The sequence below is a fragment of the Butyrivibrio sp. DSM 10294 genome (genome assembly GCF_028539135.1).
GTDB lineage: Bacteria > Bacillota > Clostridia > Lachnospirales > Lachnospiraceae > Butyrivibrio.
Genome location: NZ_JANSWL010000056.1, coordinates 1 through 21,136 on the forward strand (window position 1 = coordinate 1; position 21,136 = coordinate 21,136).

At 40.9% G+C, this 21,136-nt stretch carries 25 protein-coding genes; 23 read left to right on the plus strand and 2 right to left on the minus strand.

What is annotated here, in order from left to right; all coding sequences use genetic code 11:
* Positions 1–528: 528 nt before the first annotated feature.
* From NXH67_RS04570 to NXH67_RS04680, 23 genes are all read left to right on the plus strand, one after another.
* A complete protein-coding gene (locus NXH67_RS04570; RefSeq protein ID WP_272796578.1) occupies positions 529–1,245 on the plus strand; it encodes a LytR/AlgR family response regulator transcription factor in 717 nt (238 codons plus the stop codon).
* An 11-nt stretch (positions 1,246–1,256) separates the two neighbouring features.
* Entirely contained in the window at positions 1,257–1,919 is a 663-nt protein-coding gene (locus NXH67_RS04575; RefSeq protein WP_272796581.1) for a sensor histidine kinase, read from the plus strand.
* Positions 1,920–2,053: 134 nt separating this feature from the next.
* The gene (locus NXH67_RS04580) at positions 2,054–3,895 is read left to right on the plus strand and encodes an ABC transporter ATP-binding protein (RefSeq protein ID WP_272796583.1); all 1,842 of its coding nucleotides are present in this window, start codon (positions 2,054–2,056) and stop codon (positions 3,893–3,895) included.
* Between the two features lie 106 nt (positions 3,896–4,001).
* Positions 4,002–5,723 carry an ABC transporter ATP-binding protein gene (locus NXH67_RS04585; RefSeq protein WP_272796584.1) on the plus strand — a complete coding sequence of 574 codons (1,722 nt, stop codon included), beginning with the start codon at positions 4,002–4,004 and terminating at the stop codon, positions 5,721–5,723.
* Between the two features lie 419 nt (positions 5,724–6,142).
* A complete protein-coding gene (locus NXH67_RS04590; RefSeq protein ID WP_272796602.1) occupies positions 6,143–6,331 on the plus strand; it encodes a type II toxin-antitoxin system HicA family toxin in 189 nt (62 codons plus the stop codon).
* A complete protein-coding gene (locus tag NXH67_RS04595) occupies positions 6,328–6,675 on the plus strand; it encodes a type II toxin-antitoxin system HicB family antitoxin (RefSeq protein ID WP_022780102.1) in 348 nt (115 codons plus the stop codon). The genes NXH67_RS04590 and NXH67_RS04595 overlap by 4 nt, the downstream gene beginning before the upstream one ends.
* Before the next feature lie 461 nt (positions 6,676–7,136).
* Entirely contained in the window at positions 7,137–7,643 is a 507-nt protein-coding gene (locus NXH67_RS04600; RefSeq protein ID WP_272796585.1) for a hypothetical protein, read from the plus strand.
* A gap of 38 nt (positions 7,644–7,681) precedes the next feature.
* Entirely contained in the window at positions 7,682–8,293 is a 612-nt protein-coding gene (locus NXH67_RS04605; RefSeq protein WP_272796586.1) for a TlpA disulfide reductase family protein, read from the plus strand.
* 11 nt (positions 8,294–8,304) lie between these two features.
* Entirely contained in the window at positions 8,305–8,451 is a 147-nt protein-coding gene (locus NXH67_RS04610) for a CD1871A family CXXC motif-containing protein (protein WP_272796587.1), read from the plus strand.
* Positions 8,444–9,304: a 4Fe-4S binding protein gene (locus tag NXH67_RS04615; protein ID WP_272796588.1), complete on the plus strand. Its 861-nt coding sequence runs from the start codon at positions 8,444–8,446 to the stop codon at positions 9,302–9,304. Before NXH67_RS04610 ends, NXH67_RS04615 begins: the two co-directional genes overlap by 8 nt.
* Positions 9,305–9,387: 83 nt before the next feature.
* The gene (locus NXH67_RS04620) at positions 9,388–10,533 is read left to right on the plus strand and encodes an ISL3 family transposase (protein ID WP_272796603.1); all 1,146 of its coding nucleotides are present in this window, start codon (positions 9,388–9,390) and stop codon (positions 10,531–10,533) included.
* Positions 10,534–10,613: 80 nt separating this feature from the next.
* The gene (locus NXH67_RS04625; protein WP_272796589.1) at positions 10,614–11,663 is read left to right on the plus strand and encodes a hypothetical protein; all 1,050 of its coding nucleotides are present in this window, start codon (positions 10,614–10,616) and stop codon (positions 11,661–11,663) included.
* Positions 11,664–11,774: 111 nt separating this feature from the next.
* Complete coding sequence (locus tag NXH67_RS04630) at positions 11,775–12,188, plus strand: hypothetical protein (RefSeq protein ID WP_272796590.1); 414 nt, start codon at positions 11,775–11,777, stop codon at positions 12,186–12,188.
* Positions 12,189–12,198: 10 nt separating this feature from the next.
* Entirely contained in the window at positions 12,199–12,363 is a 165-nt protein-coding gene (locus tag NXH67_RS04635; protein WP_272796591.1) for a hypothetical protein, read from the plus strand.
* A 5-nt stretch (positions 12,364–12,368) separates the two neighbouring features.
* A complete protein-coding gene (locus tag NXH67_RS04640; protein ID WP_272796592.1) occupies positions 12,369–12,557 on the plus strand; it encodes a hypothetical protein in 189 nt (62 codons plus the stop codon).
* A gap of 323 nt (positions 12,558–12,880) precedes the next feature.
* Entirely contained in the window at positions 12,881–14,317 is a 1,437-nt protein-coding gene (locus NXH67_RS04645; RefSeq protein ID WP_022779978.1) for an AAA family ATPase, read from the plus strand.
* A gap of 106 nt (positions 14,318–14,423) precedes the next feature.
* On the plus strand, positions 14,424–14,609 hold the full coding sequence (locus NXH67_RS04650) for a hypothetical protein (protein ID WP_272796593.1): 186 nt from the start codon (positions 14,424–14,426) through the stop codon (positions 14,607–14,609).
* Positions 14,610–14,627: 18 nt separating this feature from the next.
* The gene (locus NXH67_RS04655; protein WP_272796594.1) at positions 14,628–15,029 is read left to right on the plus strand and encodes a hypothetical protein; all 402 of its coding nucleotides are present in this window, start codon (positions 14,628–14,630) and stop codon (positions 15,027–15,029) included.
* 13 nt (positions 15,030–15,042) lie between these two features.
* Positions 15,043–15,663, plus strand: coding sequence for a hypothetical protein (locus tag NXH67_RS04660; RefSeq protein WP_272796595.1), 621 nt, complete (start codon positions 15,043–15,045; stop codon positions 15,661–15,663).
* A 57-nt stretch (positions 15,664–15,720) separates the two neighbouring features.
* Positions 15,721–16,437, plus strand: a complete 717-nt coding sequence (locus tag NXH67_RS04665; protein WP_272796596.1) for a hypothetical protein — start codon at positions 15,721–15,723, stop codon at positions 16,435–16,437.
* Between the two features lie 168 nt (positions 16,438–16,605).
* Positions 16,606–17,091, plus strand: a complete 486-nt coding sequence (locus NXH67_RS04670; RefSeq protein ID WP_022779985.1) for an Imm44 family immunity protein — start codon at positions 16,606–16,608, stop codon at positions 17,089–17,091.
* Between the two features lie 315 nt (positions 17,092–17,406).
* Entirely contained in the window at positions 17,407–17,592 is a 186-nt protein-coding gene (locus NXH67_RS04675) for a hypothetical protein (protein WP_272796597.1), read from the plus strand.
* 140 nt (positions 17,593–17,732) lie between these two features.
* Positions 17,733–18,059, plus strand: a complete 327-nt coding sequence (locus NXH67_RS04680) for a hypothetical protein (RefSeq protein ID WP_272796598.1) — start codon at positions 17,733–17,735, stop codon at positions 18,057–18,059.
* 122 nt (positions 18,060–18,181) lie between these two features.
* Here the strand turns inward: NXH67_RS04680 and NXH67_RS04685 are convergent, their stop codons facing one another.
* Entirely contained in the window at positions 18,182–19,456 is a 1,275-nt protein-coding gene (locus tag NXH67_RS04685) for a metallopeptidase TldD-related protein (protein WP_272796599.1), read from the minus strand.
* Between the two features lie 17 nt (positions 19,457–19,473).
* Positions 19,474–20,907, minus strand: coding sequence for a TldD/PmbA family protein (locus NXH67_RS04690; protein WP_272796600.1), 1,434 nt, complete (start codon positions 20,905–20,907; stop codon positions 19,474–19,476).
* Positions 20,908–21,136 lie beyond the last annotated feature (229 nt).

A 21,136-nucleotide genomic window follows, 5' to 3' on the forward strand; every position in this document is an offset into this window, starting at 1 on the left:
ATTTAAAGTAATATTGAGTTGAGCCATTGTGTTCTACCTCCGGTATTATTTAGGGTTGTGGTGATTCTATTATACCTAAAGGTAAGAGCCAGTGGCTTTTATAATACAATATTCAATTTACACCATTATAAGGACGTTACTGTTGATTCATATAAATTCCTCCTGATAGGCATACTGATACTTCCTTTTTTACTGTATTAGTATGCTTATATACCATAGGATAGCCTTTGTTAGCTCGTTTTTTATTCCAAAAGGCATATTAAAGGGAGAATTCACATGTGTTTCATATGATTATCAACATATTGATAGAATAAAGGAGCTGGAAAACCCGCGGATTATAAGTCATGTTCGTCAACATTTTTGTAAAATGCCCCAAATGTTCCCTTGTAAAAATGTAAAATAAGTTGTGTTTTTCGCCATAAAAAATGTAAACTGTATTTGCAGAAATTATAGAGAACAGGACTGGCTGGTCAATGTTCCACTATATTTGGTTAGCGAATGGATTGAAAATGCGGAGTAATAATATAAATGGCTACAAAAGATAAGTACAAGATCGCTATCTGCGATGACAGCGAAAAAGACAGAGAATATATAGAAAATCTGGTTCAGAAGTGGATAAGTGGCAGCGATGGAAGCCTTGCAGCGGAGACAACTCTTTTTTCCTCTGCTGAAGAGTTTATGTTCCGGTATGAAGACTGCAAGGATTACGACATTATCCTTCTTGATGTGGAAATGGGGAAAATGGATGGTGTCACCATGGCCAAGAAGCTTCGTGCGGAAAACAGCCGTATCCAGATTGTGTTTATTACAGGCTATTCCGATTATATTGCAGAAGGTTATGAAGTGGAGGCCTTGCACTATCTGATGAAGCCTGTGAAGGAAGAAAAGCTCTTTGCTGTTCTTGACAGGGCGACTCAGAAAGTATCCCAGAATGAAAAGACTATAGCGGTTGAAACATCTGATGGAATGGCCATTGTCCCGGTTTATCAGATAAGATACATTGATGTAAGGGCGAACTATATAACCATACATGCAGACAGGGAATACACCATCAAGAAGACTCTTGGAGACATTGAAAAAGAACTGGATGAACGCTTTTTCAGAGTGGGAAGGTCAGCAATTGTGAATCTATCCTGTATTACCAGGGTTACAAAGACGGACATTATACTTAAGGACGGAGCAAACATTCCGCTTCCAAGAGGAGCATACGAAAAGGTAAACAGGGCTATTATCTCCATGAATTAACGAGGCAGAAGATGAGTTTTTTTAACAAGAAGATAGACAGCAGGATCGATGCGTATCAGCGTGAGCTGATAGAGACACACTATCAGGAAGTTGAAAATATGTATAAAAAGATGCGTGGCTGGCGACATGATTACAAAAATCATATACAGATGATGAAAGTTCTGGCTGCAGAGGGAGATCTGCAGGGGATTTCCAAGTATCTGGATGAGCTGGATACGGACCTTAATACGGTGGATACAGTGATCAAAACCGGAAACGCCATGGCTGATGCCATCCTTAACAGCAAGATATCCCTTGCACAGTCTAGGGATATACATGTGGAGGCAGATGCCCATATTCCAGTTAAGCTCAATATCTCTGAGCTTGACCTGTGCTGTATAATCGGCAACCTTTTTGACAACGCCATTGAGGCCAGCATGGAGCTGCCTCCAAAGGAGCGCATAATAAGAGTTTACATGGATATGAAGGGAGCTCAGCTCTACATATCCTTTACCAATTTCACTGCGGGAAAAAAGCTCAAGAAGCAGGGCAAGATATTTAGCACCACCAAGGGCGAAGGCCATGGCTTTGGACTTGTAAGAATGGATGCCATCGTTGATAGGCTTGGAGGGTTCCTTTCAAGAAACAGCGAGGACGGGGCTTTTACCACCGAGATTCTATTGCCACAGGGTTAAGAACAATAACCTTGGATGGCATACTCTGCAATTCATCCCCGGAATATTACAATTCATCCCCGAAATGATCGGGGATGTTTTTCTGTGATAGGATGATATCACCTAGGTAATACGTGTTTGGAAGGAATATTGGTATGGAAAAAAGAAAAGCTAAATACAATATGTGGCAGATGACTGCATATATGCTAAAGAGGGCTTGGGGAACTAATAAGGACATAATCTTATTGTGCCTGCTGATAGCCCTTACTGATACTACTTTAACTACAACCCAGATGCTGGTTACACCTGTGATACTAAGTCGTGTAGAACTGCATTCCTCAATTTGGGAACTTGTCGGAGCAGTAGGGCTTTTTACTTTATTGCTATTTATCTTGGTTGGTTTTAAAGGATATTTCAGGGAAAAAGCTATTGTTTCATGGCCTATTCTTAGAGTAGAAATGTTAATGGATTTAGCTTCGAAAAGAGCTAATACATCATATTGCAATTTCTGTGATGAAAAATTTCAGAATTTGGGGAGCACCGCGGAGAGGGAAGTTATGTCTGATAATTCTTCGACCCAGGCTGTGTGGAGGGTTCTTGCGGATATACTCAACAATGTTTTGGGGCTGATCATTTATCTGATTATCGTTTCTTCACTTAATCCGTTACTGGTCCTTGTGACAACAGTTCTTACTGTTATTGAATTCCTGATAAATAAAAAAATCGGAGAAGCGGAGTACTACTACAAGGATGAGATAAGCAGGTATCAGAAGGAATCATTTTATCTCTACGGAAGATTAATTAATAGGCAATTTGCAAAAGACCTTAGGATTTTTGGTATTCACGAATGGCTGTGCGACGTGCGTGATATCGTGTATAGATCAATACGTTCATTGAAAATTAAAAAGGAAAGAAAGCTATTTCTTGCAAACGTAGTAGGCCTTATAGCTACTCTTTTAAGAAATGGAATAGCCTATGCATATCTTATTAGATTGCTGCTTAAGACGGACCTTTCTGCAGCAGTATTTCTTCTATATCTGGGTGCAATCAGTGGGTTTACAGCATGGATAACGGGGCTTCTTCGCAGTTTTTTGGAACTACATAAAAAAAGTATAGGCCTGTCAATGCTTCGGGAATTCCTGGAATGGCCTGAGCCCTATAAATTTGATGATGGAGAAGCGCTGAACCTTAATGAAAATTCTAAGATCAAAATAGAACTTAAGAATGTCAGCTACCGTTATCCGGGATCAGAAAAGGATATCATAAGCAATATGAATCTTACATTGGAACCGGGAGAGAATGTTGCAATAGTTGGACTTAACGGCGCAGGAAAGACAACTCTTGTACGACTGATTACAGGTCTTCTTGATCCTACGGAAGGCGAGGTTTGCCTTAATGGCGAGGACATCAGGAAATATAACAGAAATGACTATTACAGGTTATTTTCTGCAGTATTTCAAGATTTTTCTGTACTTGAGAGTACAGTTTTTCAGAATGTTTCACAGACGATTGACGGATATGATGAGAAAAAAGTCAGATATTGTCTTGAACAGGCAGGATTAACAGATAAAGTGGATTCGCTTCCAGAGGGAGCAGATACAATAATCGGTAGGCAGGTCTTTGATAATGGTGTTGTGTTATCCGGAGGAGAAACACAACGACTTATTCTAGCCAGAGCGTTGTATAAAAATGGACCTGTGCTTGTTCTTGATGAACCTACCGCAGCCCTGGATCCAATCGCAGAAAATGACATATACATGAAATATAATGAAATGACTAAGGGAAAGACAAGCATTTTTATATCCCACAGGCTGGCATCCACAAGGTTTTGTAACAGGATACTTCTATTGGAAAATGGCAGGGTTAAAGAAGAAGGAACTCATTATGAGCTTATAAGTCAAGGCGGGGACTATGCACATTTATTTGAGGTGCAGAGCAGATATTACAAGGAAGGGGGTGAGTACGAGTATGAAAACGAAATTCCTGAAGTTATTTGATGATGTTTCCAAAAACATCAGAGGGCTAAAAATAATGACACAACATGAACCGATGTTTTTCTTCTACTCTACGTCAAAGTGTGTATTAGAGGCCCTTGGTCCATACGTGAATATTTTTATTGCCGCGATGCTTATAGAGGAGCTTGCAGGAGAGAGAAATCCCGGAAGACTCTTTGCATTAACTCTTGTAATTCTTGCGGTGGATGCAGTGATTAGCCTTGTAAAGGGAATGCTTGTACGAAGATGTGATATATACAATGACGGACTATGGGCTGATCAGATGCGAATAATGGCGGATAAGATGAAAATTCTGGATTTTCCTGATGTAGACAGTAAGTACGCAATTAGACTCGCTGCAAAGATGGAACATGCAGCAAACTGGGCCAATTGGGGGCTTATGCGTACAGTAGATATATATGATAAGAGCATAACCGCATTCCTTAGGATAATCACGGGAATTGCCCTTGGGGCTTCGCTGTTTACAAAGTTGGTTCCGTCTGGTCATGAATTTGAAGTTCTTAATCATAAGGCCTTTATATTGCTGATTTTAGGATTTATGCTATTGATTTCTATTTTGTCACCCGCGTTTGGTGCTAAGGCAGACAAGTATTGGGCTGATCTTGGGGAAAAGATAATCCTTGGAAACAGAGCTTTTTCCTATTATTGCTTTTTGAGCGAAGATGATAAAAGAGCAGCAGATATGAGGCTATATGGTCAGGAAAAAATTGCAGAATACTATTATGATAAGTATTTTAGTCTAAGTAGAGATACTAAATTTTCTGCAAGATGGAGATTCCTGGAAGGGGCGATCTCCATGGTTCTCACAGGAATCATATATCTTTTTGTCTGCCTGAAAGCATGGGCGGGAGCCTTTGGAATCGGTGCAGTTACCCAGTATATAGGCGCTGCTACCAATACCTTTATGGGAATCAAGGACTTTTTTGCCGCAGTAACAATGATGCGCACCAATGCAGGGTATCTTGATACGGTGTTCGAGTTTATGGATATACCAAACAAGATGTACCAGGGAAGCCTTACCACGGAAAAGAGAGTGGACAGGAAGTACGAGGTTGAGTTCAGGGATGTTTCCTTCAAATATCCTGAAAGCGAGCGTTATAGCCTTCGCCATGTGAACATGAAGTTCAAGGTTGGAGAAAAGCTTGCTGTTGTGGGCATGAACGGAAGCGGAAAGACTACTTTTATCAAGCTCCTTTGCAGGCTCTATGATCCCACGGAGGGCGAAATCCTGCTTAATGGCATCAACATCAAGAAATATCGCTATGATGAGTATATGGACATTTTCTCCGTGGTATTCCAGGATTTCAATCTTTTCTCCAGACCCCTTGATGAGAATGTGGCAGGCAGCATGAATCCTGATGAGGAAAGAGTGACGTCATGCCTTAAGGACGCGGGCTTTGAACTTGATGAGACCAAGATGACCAAGGGTCTTAAGACCTGGCTCTATAAAAATATCGACAAAGAGGGCGTTGAGATATCCGGCGGCGAAGCTCAGAAGATCGCCATTGCAAGGGCTCTTTACAAGGATGCTCCTTTCATTATTCTTGATGAGCCCACTGCGGCTCTTGACCCTATTGCGGAAGCAGAGATCTACGAAAAGTTCAATGATATAGTTGGGGATAAGACTGCCGTCTACATTAGCCACAGACTTTCCTCCTGTAAGTTCTGCGACGAGATCGCAGTGTTCCATGAGGGAACTGTTATTCAGAAGGGAACTCATGAGGAACTTTTGCAGGATACTGCCGGAAAATACTATGAACTCTGGAACGCCCAGGCCAAGTACTATAACGAGAAGAGGGATTGCGCGTAAATATATAAATCGTCAACAGTGTTGACACTTTTATATTTTACTGTAACGTTTGTGGTATATCAATCATATTATAAGTAGAGAGGTTCAAAAACAATAGAAAATGAGCATGCAGAACAGATAAGAGGATCGATTACCTGAAATTAAAGGATTTAATCGCAGAGGTTTATGCAGAATGAAGCAGTTCTACGAGCTTTATATTACATTTTGCTTTTCTAATTCGGTGATCTGGCATATAGTTCATATAGTTTGAAAAAACAATTAGAAATTATAAATATCTGCAAGCCCAATTGACTGGTGAGATACAAAATGCTATATTGTAACTAGAAAATAGTTGCAAGGAAGCCGTTATGCCAAAGAAGTCAAAATTATTAGAATAATTACTGTCAAAGCCCGCACCGACAAGTTTTACAATCAGAGAACTGGATGCGCTTATGAAGCTATGTGGTTGTGAAAAGTTCGAGGGCGGAAGAGGATCAGGAATAGGCTATTATCATGTTGAAACCAAACGCATTCTTCAGTTTGACGGCCCACACCCAGGTAATGAATTGTACAGATATCACATAAAGATGGTCATAGCATTTCTTAAGGAAGTAGGTGAGATAGAATGATAAGTTCACTGATGGAATATAATGGATATCATGCAAAAGTAGAATTTGACCAGGAAGATCAGATTTTTATCGGCCATGTTCTTGGAATCAATGATTCTTTGAACTTTCATGGAGAATCAGTAAAAGAGCTTACCCAGTCAATGCATGATTGTATAGATAACTACCTTGATTACTGTAAAGAGATAGGCAAGGAGCCTGAGCGTGAGTTTAAAGGCTCATTCAATGTTCGTATTAAGCCTGAACAGCATAAGAAAATTGCACTATATGCCGCCAATGAAGGAATCACCATAAACCAGTTTGTATCCAGAGCTATTGACGACGAGCTGAACATCCTAGAGGGTTAATACAAAGGTATAGATGACATTGGGACGGTTCTTTTATCATCTTAGGAATATTTAGAAGCTCAAAGAGGCTGTCGTACTTTGGTACGGCAGCATTTTTTTGTAGCACAAGACCGGCAAGCGAATGGATGCTTGCATACAAATTCATTTGCCGGTCGTAAGAACATGGAGCATGAAATGCGGAATGTTCGTGTGCGAAATCGAGTAGGAGTCAGGCTCGATTGGCATAAATGTCTATATCATCATAGGAGAGGTGGTTTCATATGGCGATGGTTATCAGAATTTCGTCGTGTCTTGAATTCTCGTATTTCCTACTAGGAAACATTTAGTTTTCCAAACTATACAACCAGTGTATTATTATTTATATAGAATTCACATAAAATGAAGCCAACAGAACAGAATAGGAGGCTTCATTTTTATGGAACAGAGCAAAGAAATCTCGTATAGGCAAATACTCAGCGAGTATGACAGGAGCGCTCATTGCTACAGACAGACCCAAAGCCTTCAGGGAAGCTTATGATCTTATACAGTGGGGACTGGAATTCTTTGATTCTATCTCCAAAGAGGAAAAAAGCTATTTATCCAAAGTTAAAGTTACTCTTCTGATTCTTAAGGCTATGTGTCTGTCCTGCCTTAAAGAGTATGAAGATATGAGAAATTGTGTGGATGAAGCATATTCGTTAGCTCGGGAGTATGATAAGAATCCAAGCAATAGCCTTTCCGGGAAAATAAAGTTTTGGCATGCAAACGAAGACTTTAAGCCAGCTTTATATGATGATTTGGGACAGAGCGCCGTTGATAGTATTGAAAAGCTACTTGCGCTGGATGGTAATGAGCCTTTTTCGGAAAGTGTGGTAAAGAAAATGGGTCAATCACTTTTTCTATGTGATACATCAGCCGCTGACCCAGCGGCATTTGACATGCTTTTACTTATTATCGGATTAGATGTTATACTTAAAGTGTCTAGTTAGTACGATGATGCCGGGCTCGGAACATGGAGGTAATACTTATGAAGAAGACAGCTGCAATGTTACTTACAGCGACACTTTCAATCGGCATGCTGGCAGGCTGTGGCAAGAGCGAACAGCAAACTGCGGATCAGCAGACAGCGACCACTCAAAAGACTGAGACTCAAGCCAATGCCCAGACCACGGAGATTCTTTCGCCGGAGGATGTTATAGCAGGCTATACTGTCAAGGACCTGGAACTTAACGACGTGGCTCTGGCCGATTATATCAAAGACAACAAGGTGACCATGATCAATTTCTGGGGGACATTCTGCGGACCTTGTCTTTCGGAGATGCCGGATCTTGGCGAAATTGAAAGAAGATACAAGGATAAGGGCTTTGAGATTGTGGGACTTACCACTGATGTTGCTGATCTGGAAGGAAACTATGATGAGAGCACTATTGAAGATGCAAGAGCTATCATAGAGGATACAGGGATCACATATCCGATTCTCGTAGCTCCTGCGCAGCTCATGGTGGATATCGGACTTCAGTACGTCCCGACAACATATTTTCTTGACTCAGAGGGCAACGTTCTTGGCAGCCCTGAGATAGGAAGCAAGACCAGTGTGGAATGGGAAGATGTAATTAACAGATATCTTTCAGAAGAATAAAGAAGGTTATTATGAAAAAGACTGCACCGACCTATGTTACGCTGATTCTCCTTTTGATTGCCATAGCTTCCTGCATTTTCGGGATCAGCAGAGGCGAAGTGAAAACCGTAGCTAAAAAGGCAACCAATATTTGCATGGAGTGTATCGGAATTGGCTGACAGTGGCTTAAAGAAACACAGAATAATAAGAAAAGGTGTTCAGGCAGGATGGGGAATCCTTTCGAATGCCCATTTCAAGGGCTTTCTTACAGCGTCTATCTATAAGGGACCGCTCAAGAATTTCTGTGTTCCGGGGATGAACTGCTACTCGTGTCCCGGGGCTCTCGGAGCATGCCCGATCGGAGCCATGCAGTCCGTCTTTGACGCCAGGAAAAGAAAATTCGCCTTTTATGTAGTCGGGTATCTTGCTGCAATAGGGCTTTTGGTGGGAAGGTTCATCTGCGGATGGCTATGTCTGTTTGGACTTATTGAAGAACTTCTTTACATGATCCCAACGCCTAAAATAAGGATACCTGAGAAGGCAGACAAGGCGCTTAGATACCTTAAATATGTATTTCTGCTGTTGTTTGTCTTTGGACTTCCATTTTTCTACAGGACAGAACTTGGGACGGGAGATCCGTTCTTTTGCAAGTATATTTGTCCTGTCGGGACTTTAGAGGCAGGTCTGCCCCTGGTACTTTTGGACAGTTCATTGAAAGCGGCGATCGGAGCGCTCTTTAGGTGGAAGGTATTCATACTCATCGGATGCATCCTTGCATCCATCTTTATTTACAGACCGTTCTGCAAATATGTATGTCCCCTGGGAGCATTCTATTCCCTGTTCCAGAAGGTGAGCCTTCTGAAAATGTCATTTGATGAAAATGCATGTGTACACTGCGGAACCTGCGCCCGAACCTGCAAGATGAATGTTGATCCGGTAAAGAGTCCCAACAGTGCAGAGTGCATCAGATGTGGAGAGTGCGTTAAGGCTTGCCCTAAGAACGCGCTCAGGTTCAATACTCAGTCAGGCTGAAAGAAAGAATAGTACATTGACAGTTGCATAAAAAAGGATCTTCCTATAAGGTTGAGTTGCATCTTGGCGGAAACCTGAGTTGTTTGATATTTCCTCATAATCAGCTCCGCTGTCCGGAATGTGGTACAACCAAAAGCCAGTTTATTTCATTTAAAGCAGCCGGTCATCTTATTACGGAGCAATTGCATCAGTACGCCTGCGATCTGCTTTCCATAGGCACGTACACGAACAAGCAGGTTGCAGAGATCACCGGGCTCGGTGAAAATACCGTCAAGGAGATCGATAAAAAACGACTCCGGGATATCTACACCACAGATGGTGACAACAAGCTCAGGAAGCCGGAAAAGCAGGCAAGGTTCCTTGGCATTGATGAGTTTAAACTCCATAATGGTCGCCGGTATGCTACGCATATCATAGACCTCGAATCCGGTCATGTTCTGTGGATCCAGAACGGCAAGAAGAAGCAGGTTGTCTACGACTTCATTGACCATGTCGGCATGGAATGGATGTCTGGTGTTGAAACTGTTGCCTGTGACATGAACTCCGATTTCCAAGAGGCATTTGAAGAAAAATGCGAATGGATCCAGCCTGTATTCGATTACTTTCATATCGTCAAGAACTTCAATGACAAAGTGGTCAGCGAGGTCCGCAAAGACGAGCAGCGGCGCCTACTTGAGGAAGGCAATATCGATGCCGCCAGGGCTCTTAAGAGAACCCGATACATCCTTATGTCTAACCGTTCCACGCTTCAGAAGAAAGATGAAGATGCCGCAAACGAACGTGTTGTTCATAAGGGAAGTCCTCTCTTCAAAACCGAGGATATCAAACGCAAAAGCGGTTATGAAGCAAAGTACGACGATCTCCTTCGTGAGAACAAGCTTCTGTTTACACTTGATCTGATCAAGGAAAAGCTGTCTGCTGCCTATGCTCTGACTGACGAAATCAAGATGTCCAATGCGATCAGCGACATCATGGACATCTGCGAAGCAACCGGCAATAAGCACCTGCTTTGGTTTCGTAAACTGCTTGATGACCATTTCGAGGGCATCATAGCACATGCAACTTATAGAATATCTGCCGGTAAGATTGAAGGCATTAACCAAAAGATAAAGACCTTACGCCGGCACGGCTATGGCTATCCTGACGACGAATACTTCTTTCTCAAGATTATGGATATGAGTCGGAAGCAGTATGTTAGGAATCAGCCATCACATAGAATTTGTGATTGAGCCAAGAAAATTACCGAAGTAAAGAAGTATTGGGAGAGTATTAGGGAAAAAGATGAGGTGAAGAAAGGACTTATATAAGAATGGACATAAATGATATAGTCAGTCTTTTCTCCGAAAAGACTCCGGTAAATGTTGATATTAAAAACACCAGTCACGGGGAGGAGGATTTCAGAGAAACACTGCTTGTGGATTTTGGGGAGAAGAGGATCGTAATCAAGCTTTCTGCAAACGGTTTTACAGATGAGAAACATCTTGCTATGTGGGAACGGATTGCAAAAGAATACCGTGGTCTTGGCTATTATTGCCCTCAGTTTATCAGAGCGCTGGATGGCACATACCCAACGGTTGTATATAAAGACAAGAATTGCAGAGTATGGGGTGAAGAGTTTTCCAAATACAAATCTGCGGAAGAATTGATAAAAGATAAGTTTTCGGATACCAAACTTGTTGAGGAGGGATGGTATTCTTTTTTTGAGGATGCCATGATAATGGATGCCAAAGTTGCGGCATGCCATTTTGATTATACGGATCTTCCATCGGCATATTGCATGTTTGAGCCATTTGATCCAAGTGACACAAGCGACGAAACAACGGAAGATGCGGAAAAATGGCTAGCCATTGCCCAAAACCTTCCGGATAAATACAAAGGCCAGGTAGAACGGATATGGAACAACTGGCTTGAGGCAAGAAAAGAGCTTGAAAAGATATATCATCAGCTTCCGACATCAGTGTTTCAGGCTGATATAAACGATACCAATGTTCTTTTGGATGAGGATGGAAGGTTTAAGGGAGTTTATGACTTCAACATAGGCGGAAGGGAAGTGTTTATTAATTATCTGGTCCGCCAGGCACCCTATGTCTCAACTGATGATACCTACGGCAGCATAGATGTGGATGATAACTTTCTTAAGCGTGTTCTTCATGCACTTGATATCGTAAAGAAAGTATATTCGTTTAATGACTTGGAAAAGAAAGCAGCGCCTTTACTTTATAAATGCATCAGACCTTTATGGTGGCATGCTTCTGTAGAACTAGAAGAAGCCGGTGCGGATGACGAAAAGATCTTGCGGCATTTAGACGCAGTCGAGTACGAGCAGACAAGAGATATTGTTTTTTCTGTACATATGTAGTTACCCTGGTGTCATGACATTTCAACCTAATTTTTGTATATTTCAGCAGATATGCATTGAAGGACATTACCATCATGCTATCATGAAAAAAACAAAAGGGTTGGGGAAAGCATGAAAGTATTTGGGAAAAAGAATTTTAGTAAATGCTGCGCAGTTTCACTGTCAATGACACTTATGCTTGGATGCGGAGCGAAAACTGATAGCACTGAAGTAATATCTGAAACTGTTGAAGCCAGTACAGAGACTGATGAGCTCCTAGAGGAGTTAAGTATTTCTCTTTTGGCTGATGATGTTAGTGAAGAGTCGGTTAATAAAGTTAAGGATTCATGGAAACACCTGTCAGAGATTGTACCTCTTTCGGATATTGAGATTGCTATTGGGCCTTCCAGCAGGCATGAAGATGGCAGTGGGGTTAGCAGATCTGATGTACTTTGGAAGTGGCAAGAGGGAAAAGACAGGCCCAAAAAGCGTAAGGGAATCGCGAGAAGGGGGAGTAGCAGGATCTGGGGATCTCCTTGGCAATAATCTGACATATATGGCTGCGGGGCTTGTTACGGGAGAACTAATTGCTGAATATGGCATAGATACTATTATTGGATCCTTGGGATCTTTTGAAGAGGATTTTGGAATGGCTTCGGACGAGTATATTCAGAACTATTTGGATAACAAGCTCTATATGCATTATTTAGAGGAGGGATAACCTATATGAGTTCAAAAAATCATGAACCCAGGAATTATTTTAAGGACAGTGAAATCGAAAGAATTTCTAATAGAATGGAGAGAATTGACCCTGAAAGCCCTGATGCTCATGATAAGTGGAAACGCCAGATAATAGCAGAACTCATAATACTGGCTGTTTTCATTGGGCTTGTTATCTATATTATTGTCAGATAACTATAAACTAACATCTCTTTCTCCCAACAAAAATATTCAGCTCTCAACATTTTAATATTTTACTGTAACGTTTGTGGTATATCAATCGTATTAAATGGATGACATCGGGACGGTTCTTTTGTCATTTTAGGAATATTTAGAAGCTTAAAGAGGCTGTCGTACTTTGGTGCGGCAGCTTTATGTAAGATGGAAAATATGTTGTAGTATACTTGTTATAATTGTCCTCTAATTATAAAAAAATATGCTTACAGGACAATTATAATGCAAAAAATGTGTTATAATTGTCCTGTAATAATAAAAAAAACAAAAATAGGACAATTAGCATGATAGGAAGAACAAAAGAGCAGGAAGAACTGAATAGGATATATGAAAGAAAGCAGACAGATTTAGTGGTGATATACGGCAGAAGACGTGTTGGAAAAACATATCTTGTAAATAATACTTTTAAGGGAAGATATGCATTTCATCATACAGGACTATCACCAGTAAATGAAAGCGGAAAAGCAGTAACCTTAAAGGATCAACTTGAAAGCTTTTATCTGTCCCTGCAGATGTATGGGATGAAAAAAGGTGCAAGACCAACCAGCTGGCTTGAGGCCTTTTTTATGCTTAAGAAGCTGCTTACAGAAAAAGATGATGGTTCAAAGCAGGTAGTTTTTATTGACGAACTCCCCTGGATGGATACCAAAAAATCCAGGTTTATTACAGCATTTGAAGAATTCTACAATGGTTGGTGTAATGAACGTGGAAATGTCATGCTGATAGTGTGTGGAAGTGCTAACTCATGGATTCAGAATAAGCTGATAAATAATAAAGGTGGTCTTTATAACAGGATTACCCATAAGATAAAACTGTCGCCATTTACCCTGAAAGAGTGTGAAGAATACTTCTTAAGTCAGAATATCCAATTTTCCAGATACGATATTACACAGAGCTATATGGTATTTGGTGGTGTTCCTTATTATCTGGGCTATATGGACGGAAGATTGAGCCTGGCTCAGAATATCGATAGGATACTGTTTGATGAGAATCCTATGCTTAAAGGGGAATATGAAAATCTTTTTACATCAGCATTTGATAAACCTACAAAGACAAAAGAGATTGTTGAGTTTTTGTTTGGAAGGAATCTTGGGTATACAAGAAGTGAAATATCCGAAAAATTCAGTGATATTTCAGGTAGCGAACTAAACAAGATTCTTTCAGCACTTGAAGAAAGTAACTTTTTAATAAAATATATTCCGTTTTCAGATGGTAAACGGGAAGAAAAATACAGATTGTCTGATCCATATTGCCTGACATATTTATATTTTATTAAAGGTCAAAAGAAAAAAGAAAGTTTTTGGCAATACAATGTAAATTCAAGCACTTTAAATACTTGGAGAGGCCTGGCTTTTGAAAATGTATGCTATCGACATTATCCACAAATCAAGAAAGCTCTGGAAATTAATGGAGTAGAGGCAAACATGTCCATGTGGATAAAAGAGAAAAACGACGATTCAGAAGGAACTCAGATCGATTTACTGATAGATCGTGCAGATAATGTAGTAAATCTTTGCGAGCTGAAGTTTTATAGTGGTGAGTTTTCTGTTGATAGCAGCTATGAAGAGAAGATGCGTACTAGGGACAGGCTTATAATGGAAAAGATATCCAGAAAAAAAGTTGTCAGGAACACACTTGTAACGACGTATGGATTAAAGAAAAATGCTTACAGTGGGATTTTTACTAATGTGATAACCATGGAAGCGTTATTTGATTGTTGATTTTCAGCCTATAACATGACATAGATGTGGTTACGGGCTGAAAATCAACAATATATGAAATTGTATAGTGAAAAAATAATAAGTTAATAATGGAGTAAAAGGTAGTATGAAAAATGAAGGGAATCGTGAATGCCCAATTTTCGGCAAGAGCATTGACGACGGATTGTGCTATGACTGTAAAATGGTATTTGGCAGATATATTAAAAAAGAGGCTGTTAGCGAACTGGCCGGGGTACCCAATTTAGAGATTGCAAAGGAAGTATGTGACAAGTGCCAATATAGCCAGAGTTGAAATGAAAAAGGAGCAGAAATGTTGGAAGTATCTGGGGACATTGTTTTTGCTGTATATGATGCAGATAAACTATGCAAACCCTTTACCAATGAGTTTGACAGTACTAAATCATTGGAAAAAGGTTATAAGGTGACGTCGATAAGACCGGGAATTGAGAAAAATGTGCTTATTTGCAAGAATTCTTTTAGCGGTTATGAAGAGCAAAGAAATGCTTTTGAAAAGACAGCGCGTATTTTTTGTCAGAACCAAGAGTGCATTAGGGGAATTATCAGAGAATATGAGGAAGTAAGCTTAACACTTCAACTAAGGTCTGATAGCGCACAGATTGGTACACTGATTCCGAAAGAATTCATAAGAACTGTTAATGATTTGGAACTCGATATTGATGTAGATATCATTTCGTCAGGAATGGTGGAATAAGAGGATGAAATGAGTGATTTTTGCACATCCCGGAAATAGGCGCACCACGTACATATTATCCTTGGAGGTTGTAAAGGAATGGAACATTGATACCTATAACAATGGCGAAAGGAAATGTATATCTCAGAAGGATTATTTTGGGGAAGAGCAGTTTAGGTACTATTGCGATAAGGCAATAGAGGACATACCCAGATTAGCTGAGTGGCTGAACAAGAGATTACCCTTATTTGAAAAATATAGGCTTTTTATGACCTTCGATAATCAGGATGAAAGAAGAGAGTGCGGCGGTTCGTGTTACATTCAATTGTGCTTTTGTAAACTGCCGAAGGATGCTGAAACAAAGGATATTCTTGATCTAGATGAAAACGTATTTTGGCAAAATGATTCGTTGTATATACATGGAGATTATCAGAATCAATTCTATAACGAATATAAGGATATTTTGGGACTTGGCATTAATGCAAGAATGAAGGAATCATTGTTCGATACCTGGGGACCAACATATTTCAATTCTGAAAAGATCCCGGGAATAATTGAAAGAGCTAATGAAAACAGACCGGAAGGATATGAGGATTTGACAGAGTGGCTTGAAAAAGCACGGGAATATAACGGATTCTATATATTGGGAGTATAAGACTGCTTGAAAGGCTAAAAGAGCTTATTTAGGAAAAAGAAAAGGAAAAAATGGAATATGACGACATATGATAGCCGTTTTGACTATACCAACTTGTATGGAACAGAAGAATATGATGAACGGGTCAGATACAGTAGTTATGTTGAGGATGAAAAGTATTTTGCAGGGGAAGAAGTTGTAGAGCTTCCTGATGACTTTTCACTACACATAAAAAAGTATATTCACAAATCGGAAAGAGAGATTTATGCCAGATTCCTAAGGTGCAAGCTGTTAAAAAACAAAGAAGTTGTATATGAGTATGTATCTGTAGATGATCAGTGCAGGCCATTTACCCGTTTTATAAATCATAGTAATGGGCATAGATATTACCCATTTCATATTGATCTATATGGCATCAGCTATATTGATGTAGATACTTTAGAGGTATTCAATTATATCCCGAGAGGGCAGACCAACGACATGAATCTGAATGTTGGAGAGTCCTTTATCATAATGGATATTCATTATGACCCTAATACCAATCTTGTTGCTTATGACGGTTGTTTGTGGGCATATCCTTATGACGTTATGGTGGGGGATTTATCAGATCCTTTAGGTTTTGATCCGCATCTTGTGAGCATCTACGATATATTGGATTCCAAATATGAATCCGGGTATTACATCGGCTTTGATTCATGGGAGTCTGATGGAATTGTGGTTGAATTGGAATTTGATTATGAAAAGGAAAAAGAGTTTATAAGCATGGATGTATTATTACAAAAGATGAAACAGTAATAATGGAGTAAAAGGTAGTATGAAAAATGAAGGGGATCGTGAATGCCCGATTTTCGGTAAGAACATTGACTTCTGGAGAAGAGGTATGCCATGCGAAGTTTATTGAAACGGCACAGAAAATCAAGAGAGAATTAGAAAAAGTGAGGAAAAGTTAAGGGGTTAAAGTAAATGGGGAGAGCTTTTATTCTAAGTTGTGAGATATGGGGAACTGCTTTTAGGGTTTCAGAAATCATTAGAGATATTAGTGCAAAAGTGGACGAGGAAAATTTTAAGATTTCTCAATTTTCGGATAGTATTGAGAGTATATGTATAGTGGTCAATTGCCATCCTGATGAGAATTTAATTAGGGGATGGGGAAAGCCAAGAAAATATATTAGTTATCAAAAGAAATACGCCGACATACGTCTTCCAATTCCTTACGTTGAATTTGTTTCGTCAGACTATAATCATCAGTATCTTATGGTTGTAAAAAACATCGTAGACTCGATCAGGGTAATTGGAGAAAAGTGTAAGAAGAGTAAAAAAGCTGTTTTTGATAGCGAAGGACTTATAAAAACATTCCTTTCAAAATTAGAGATTTCGTATGATAGTATAGGAGATGTTATCGGCGTAATTCCTGACGAGAAATATAGAGAATTAATGAGCGAATATTGAAAGTGAATATTTCGGGCTATGATCCCACCCTGCATGCACCAGAGCACCACCAATTCACAGAAAAGCACCACTTGAAAAATCAAAAAATGAATTCATGGTTTAGCACCGCATTGTATCGTTCGCAAATATATGAATTAGAAGTCAGTGGGGACGGTTCTGACAAAAGAGCCGTCCCAGTGTCACATCTTATCACGACATTTCAACGTGAATTCTGTATGTTTCAGCAGATATGCATTGAAGGACATTACCATCATGCTATCATGATAAAAACTAAAGAGTTGGGAAGAAGGAATCTTTAGGGAAGGTATAACGAATATGCGAAACAATCATGAACCCAGGAATTATTTTAAGGACAGTGAAATTGAAAGAATTAGTAATAGAATGAATAAGATTGACCCGGAAAGCCCTGACGCTCACGATAAGTGGAAAGGGCAGTTAATAGCGGCCATAATAATTCTGGCAGTTATCATAGGGCTTGTTATCTTTGTTTTTACAAGGTAAAGAGGGAACATCGGTAGAACTAGAATAAAGAAAAGCATTATAGAAAGGCAGATATCTCTTATGTATGAACAATTTGAAAAAAAGAGTATCAATTTGATAGAAATATTAGTGATTGCGAGGAAGTAGCAAGGAGAACTCTTGTGGATAGACATAATGAATATAGCTACAAAGAGATTTTGTATATAGACGAAAGCGGAATTCATTTCAAGGATGGAAAAACGATTCTATTTGAAGAATGCAGAAAGAACTGGGCAGATAGTAAGTATCTGATCCTTGCGGACACTTTTTGCGTTGCAGAAAGAGATATATGTGCGGAAGAGTCTTTCTTTTTATTCTATGATGATGAAAGAACGAGAGTAGTATTTAATAAGACGTCATTTCCTTTCTTGAATAAGAATAAAAGGGAGTTTTTGAAAGTTCAGGCTGAGTTGGAGCGTTTGGGCTATACAACATATGACCGATCATAAATATGAGTTAGTTAGGGGATCTTATGGCAAAAGGAAGTCAGTGGGGACGGTTCTCTTTGACTCATTTGCTTTGAAAATGAGCCAAAGAGAACCGTCCCCACTGACTTCCCACTGACTTCTGCTTACTCCGCACCTGCAATTGTCACATTCTCAACCTTAATTACAGAAGGAATGAGATTGCAGTCATACTGTTTCTGCTCCTTGGAGAGCTTCATGTTCTTGAGAAGCTCAGGAAGGCTTCCTGATACGGAGCCGCCTGTTACGGGAGTTACCTTGTCGCCATCATGATAGTACGCAAGACGGATTTCACCTGCAATATCACCTGTTATTGGATCAACGCTGAAATCTGAGAATTCCACGGGCTCAAGGTAGGTGCCGCTGCGAAGCTCAGCCTCAGTGCTGCTTCCGCCGTCTACTGAGAAGTTCCCTGCAATAAAGGAATCCTTGATTCCAAGATAATATCTGAACTGAACGTCACCCCAGTAATTCTCGGGAACATTATCCTTTAAAATGTACATATCGTGAACTGGAGCACCCTGGCTGTCTACAGGCCTGTTGGCAGAGGAGTTGGGAAGCTCTTTCAGGGCTCTTAAGGTTATCTTGTCACCGGTTACGTCATCAGCGATTTCCTTGCCGATTTCCCAGTTTGAGAGACCGCGGTATTTCATGCTGGCCATCATTTTTGCTCCAAAGTACTGGAAAAGAGAAGCCGCATCCTCAGTTGAGAACAGGACAGTTGCCTTCTTAAGGGCTGGTGTAGGTGTTGCCTTCAGTCTGTCCTTGCCAAAGCGGAGGGTGTCGGTGAGCTCTTTTACCAGGTGGTCCTTGTCGCAGCTTCCTGCCTTATACATGCGGTAAAGCTCAATCTCGTGGTCATCGTTTCTTGCATTGACTACCACCTCAACCTGTGAGCTGGGATAGACAAAAGTCACATCGATGCCCTCGGAGTTGACGTAGCGCTTGGTGCATTTTTCAGCGAAAATCTCGTAGGAGTTGATGTCCTCTGTGGAAGTTTCAGGAATCTGCTGAAGGGCCTCGATATAGTCCTTTGCCATTTTCTCTACATCATAATCCTTGCTCTCAACCTGGGTATTTTCCTTGTTGAGCTCAAAATATGCATTTTTAACATAGGAAGCGCGAAGCAGAAGGTCATCGATGATCTTCTTTGCTTCAGCCTCTGTTGCGGTAGGGGCAATCTCATCTGATGCGCTTCCAAGGAACTTGCCATCTTCGAGAGCCTTGTACACTGTTACGTTTATGTGCTCAACGTCTCTAATCCTGTTCTGATCCAGCCTGTGGCCTATAAAATAGAACTCCCAGGCTTCTGTAACTGTATCTGAAACCTCATAGGCAGTGGCGCCGGAGGCTTTCAATAATTCTATAATCTTGTCTGTCATTTTTTTCCTCCCGATAATTAACCAAGTCTTGCTCTTGCCTTGAGATACGGGCCGCCGTCGGAAACCTTGACCCATTCCTTGTAGCCTTTGCCGCAGGCTCCTGAGCCAAAGGACTCGTAGTCAGTGCTGGCCATTGAAATCGAGCCGAGAAGATCCGGAACATAGCCTGTAAGGACAACGGGTGAAACGACCTTGCCTGTGAGCTTGCCGTCAACAATCTCGTAGCCTCTTGCGATGATGCACTGAATACCCCAGTGCTTGGGATCCTCCATTCCTGAGAACATGCCGGAGAGAAGATAGCCTTTTTTCACTGAGGCAATCATTTCTTCCTTGGTGTACTCGCCGGGATCAAACATGGTGTTGGTCATTCTGGTGTAGGCCTTGTGCTCGAAGTTCTGACGTTTGCCGTTACCTGTAGGCTCACAGCCAAGACGGAGAGCAGCGAGGGCGTCGCAGACACCGGTCTTAAGTATTCCCTTGTCAATCTCGATGACGTCTCCAGCCAGGGTTCCCTCGTCGTCAAAAGCGTAGCTGGCAACATCCTTAACGCAGTTGGCACCTTCGTGCATGGTAACCTTATCGGACCCAACGCGCTTGTCAATGTAGGAAGCGCCGAGAGCACGCTGTTTTACGAACATATCCATCTCAACGCCGTGGCCGAAGGCTTCGTGGGCGATAAGGCCGGAAACCTCGGGTGAGGTGATGATATCGTACTCGCCGGGCTCGATGCGCTTTGAACCCAAGTTGTCATTAAGCTCCTTGAAGGTCTTTTTAACAGTCTCTCCAAGGGTGTCAAAAATGTGGGGGCCTTCCCTGTCAGATACGCCGCTGTGGGCATAGTCCATTTTTTCACCGCGAACACCGGTCATGGAAATGCCGCCTTCGGAGTATACATAGCTCTGGCGAAGGTCCTTGTTCTTAGTCAAAAACATCTTACAAACGTGGGTGGACTGAGCTCTTACGTTGCAGTCGATGATCTCCTCGGAAAGTGCGATGCCTTCGTTGCTAAAGCCCTGGAGCTTGTCCATAAGGGCAGCAAGATCAGTGGTCTCGGGAAGAGAGTCTGTCTCCATCTCCACAAAGAGCTCCTGAGGCTCATCCTTAAGCTGTTTTGTAAAATAAACTAAAGATCCGGTCTCATCCAGAACGGAAATCTGTGCATCCAGGATTTTTCTAATCTTGGACGCTGTCTCCAGAGCCTTGTCAGGATCAAAGAGGTTAAAGGAATACTCGCTGTAGAGGCCATTTTTGTAGACTCTTACAACGTTTCCTCTCTCAGTCATCAGTGTGTTGCCCGTTATGGATTTAACCTTCTGGGAAGCTGCCATGGAAAAGCCCACGGAATCCGTGGAGAGCACGCTGACATAGTCAAAGTGCTTCGAAAGCTCGGCTATGAGCTCTTTCAGGCCGGAAGCGATACTTTTCAGATAAGGTGAAAATTCTGCCTTCATCAAATGTCTCCTTTCATAATTCATGGAAATTGTCTTGTCAGACCTGTTAATTGTAAGCTATTGCTCACTTATAATCAATTAGATATATTAATGATATAGGTGCCAAAAGTCATAAATGCGTACATGCTGGCATGTTAAGCATTTTGACTTTATGGCCCAAACAAATATGAGGAATTAGCAATTTACGCAGTAAATTAGCGGTTTCCGAATATTTGTAGAATTGCGAGAA

Excerpts from the sequence above, each read along its gene's own strand:
- NXH67_RS04670 (WP_022779985.1), top strand. The coding sequence starts at position 16,606 with ATGGGGAGAGCTTTTATTCTAAGTTGTGAGATATGGGGAACTGCTTTT.
- NXH67_RS04605 (WP_272796586.1), top strand. The coding sequence starts at position 7,682 with ATGAAGAAGACAGCTGCAATGTTACTTACAGCGACACTTTCAATCGGC.
- NXH67_RS04580 (WP_272796583.1), top strand. The coding sequence starts at position 2,054 with ATGGAAAAAAGAAAAGCTAAATACAATATGTGGCAGATGACTGCATAT.
- NXH67_RS04595 (WP_022780102.1), top strand. The coding sequence starts at position 6,328 with ATGATAAGTTCACTGATGGAATATAATGGATATCATGCAAAAGTAGAA.
- NXH67_RS04690 (WP_272796600.1), bottom strand. The coding sequence starts at position 20,907 with ATGAAGGCAGAATTTTCACCTTATCTGAAAAGTATCGCTTCCGGCCTG.
- NXH67_RS04625 (WP_272796589.1), top strand. The coding sequence starts at position 10,614 with ATGGACATAAATGATATAGTCAGTCTTTTCTCCGAAAAGACTCCGGTA.
- NXH67_RS04645 (WP_022779978.1), top strand. The coding sequence starts at position 12,881 with ATGATAGGAAGAACAAAAGAGCAGGAAGAACTGAATAGGATATATGAA.
- NXH67_RS04575 (WP_272796581.1), top strand. The coding sequence starts at position 1,257 with ATGAGTTTTTTTAACAAGAAGATAGACAGCAGGATCGATGCGTATCAG.
- NXH67_RS04570 (WP_272796578.1), top strand. The coding sequence starts at position 529 with ATGGCTACAAAAGATAAGTACAAGATCGCTATCTGCGATGACAGCGAA.
- NXH67_RS04600 (WP_272796585.1), top strand. The coding sequence starts at position 7,137 with ATGACAGGAGCGCTCATTGCTACAGACAGACCCAAAGCCTTCAGGGAA.
- NXH67_RS04630 (WP_272796590.1), top strand. The coding sequence starts at position 11,775 with ATGAAAGTATTTGGGAAAAAGAATTTTAGTAAATGCTGCGCAGTTTCA.
- NXH67_RS04665 (WP_272796596.1), top strand. The coding sequence starts at position 15,721 with ATGACGACATATGATAGCCGTTTTGACTATACCAACTTGTATGGAACA.
- NXH67_RS04655 (WP_272796594.1), top strand. The coding sequence starts at position 14,628 with ATGTTGGAAGTATCTGGGGACATTGTTTTTGCTGTATATGATGCAGAT.
- NXH67_RS04610 (WP_272796587.1), top strand. The coding sequence starts at position 8,305 with ATGAAAAAGACTGCACCGACCTATGTTACGCTGATTCTCCTTTTGATT.
- NXH67_RS04640 (WP_272796592.1), top strand. The coding sequence starts at position 12,369 with ATGAGTTCAAAAAATCATGAACCCAGGAATTATTTTAAGGACAGTGAA.
- NXH67_RS04650 (WP_272796593.1), top strand. The coding sequence starts at position 14,424 with ATGAAAAATGAAGGGAATCGTGAATGCCCAATTTTCGGCAAGAGCATT.
- NXH67_RS04675 (WP_272796597.1), top strand. The coding sequence starts at position 17,407 with ATGCGAAACAATCATGAACCCAGGAATTATTTTAAGGACAGTGAAATT.
- NXH67_RS04685 (WP_272796599.1), bottom strand. The coding sequence starts at position 19,456 with ATGACAGACAAGATTATAGAATTATTGAAAGCCTCCGGCGCCACTGCC.
- NXH67_RS04635 (WP_272796591.1), top strand. The coding sequence starts at position 12,199 with ATGGCTGCGGGGCTTGTTACGGGAGAACTAATTGCTGAATATGGCATA.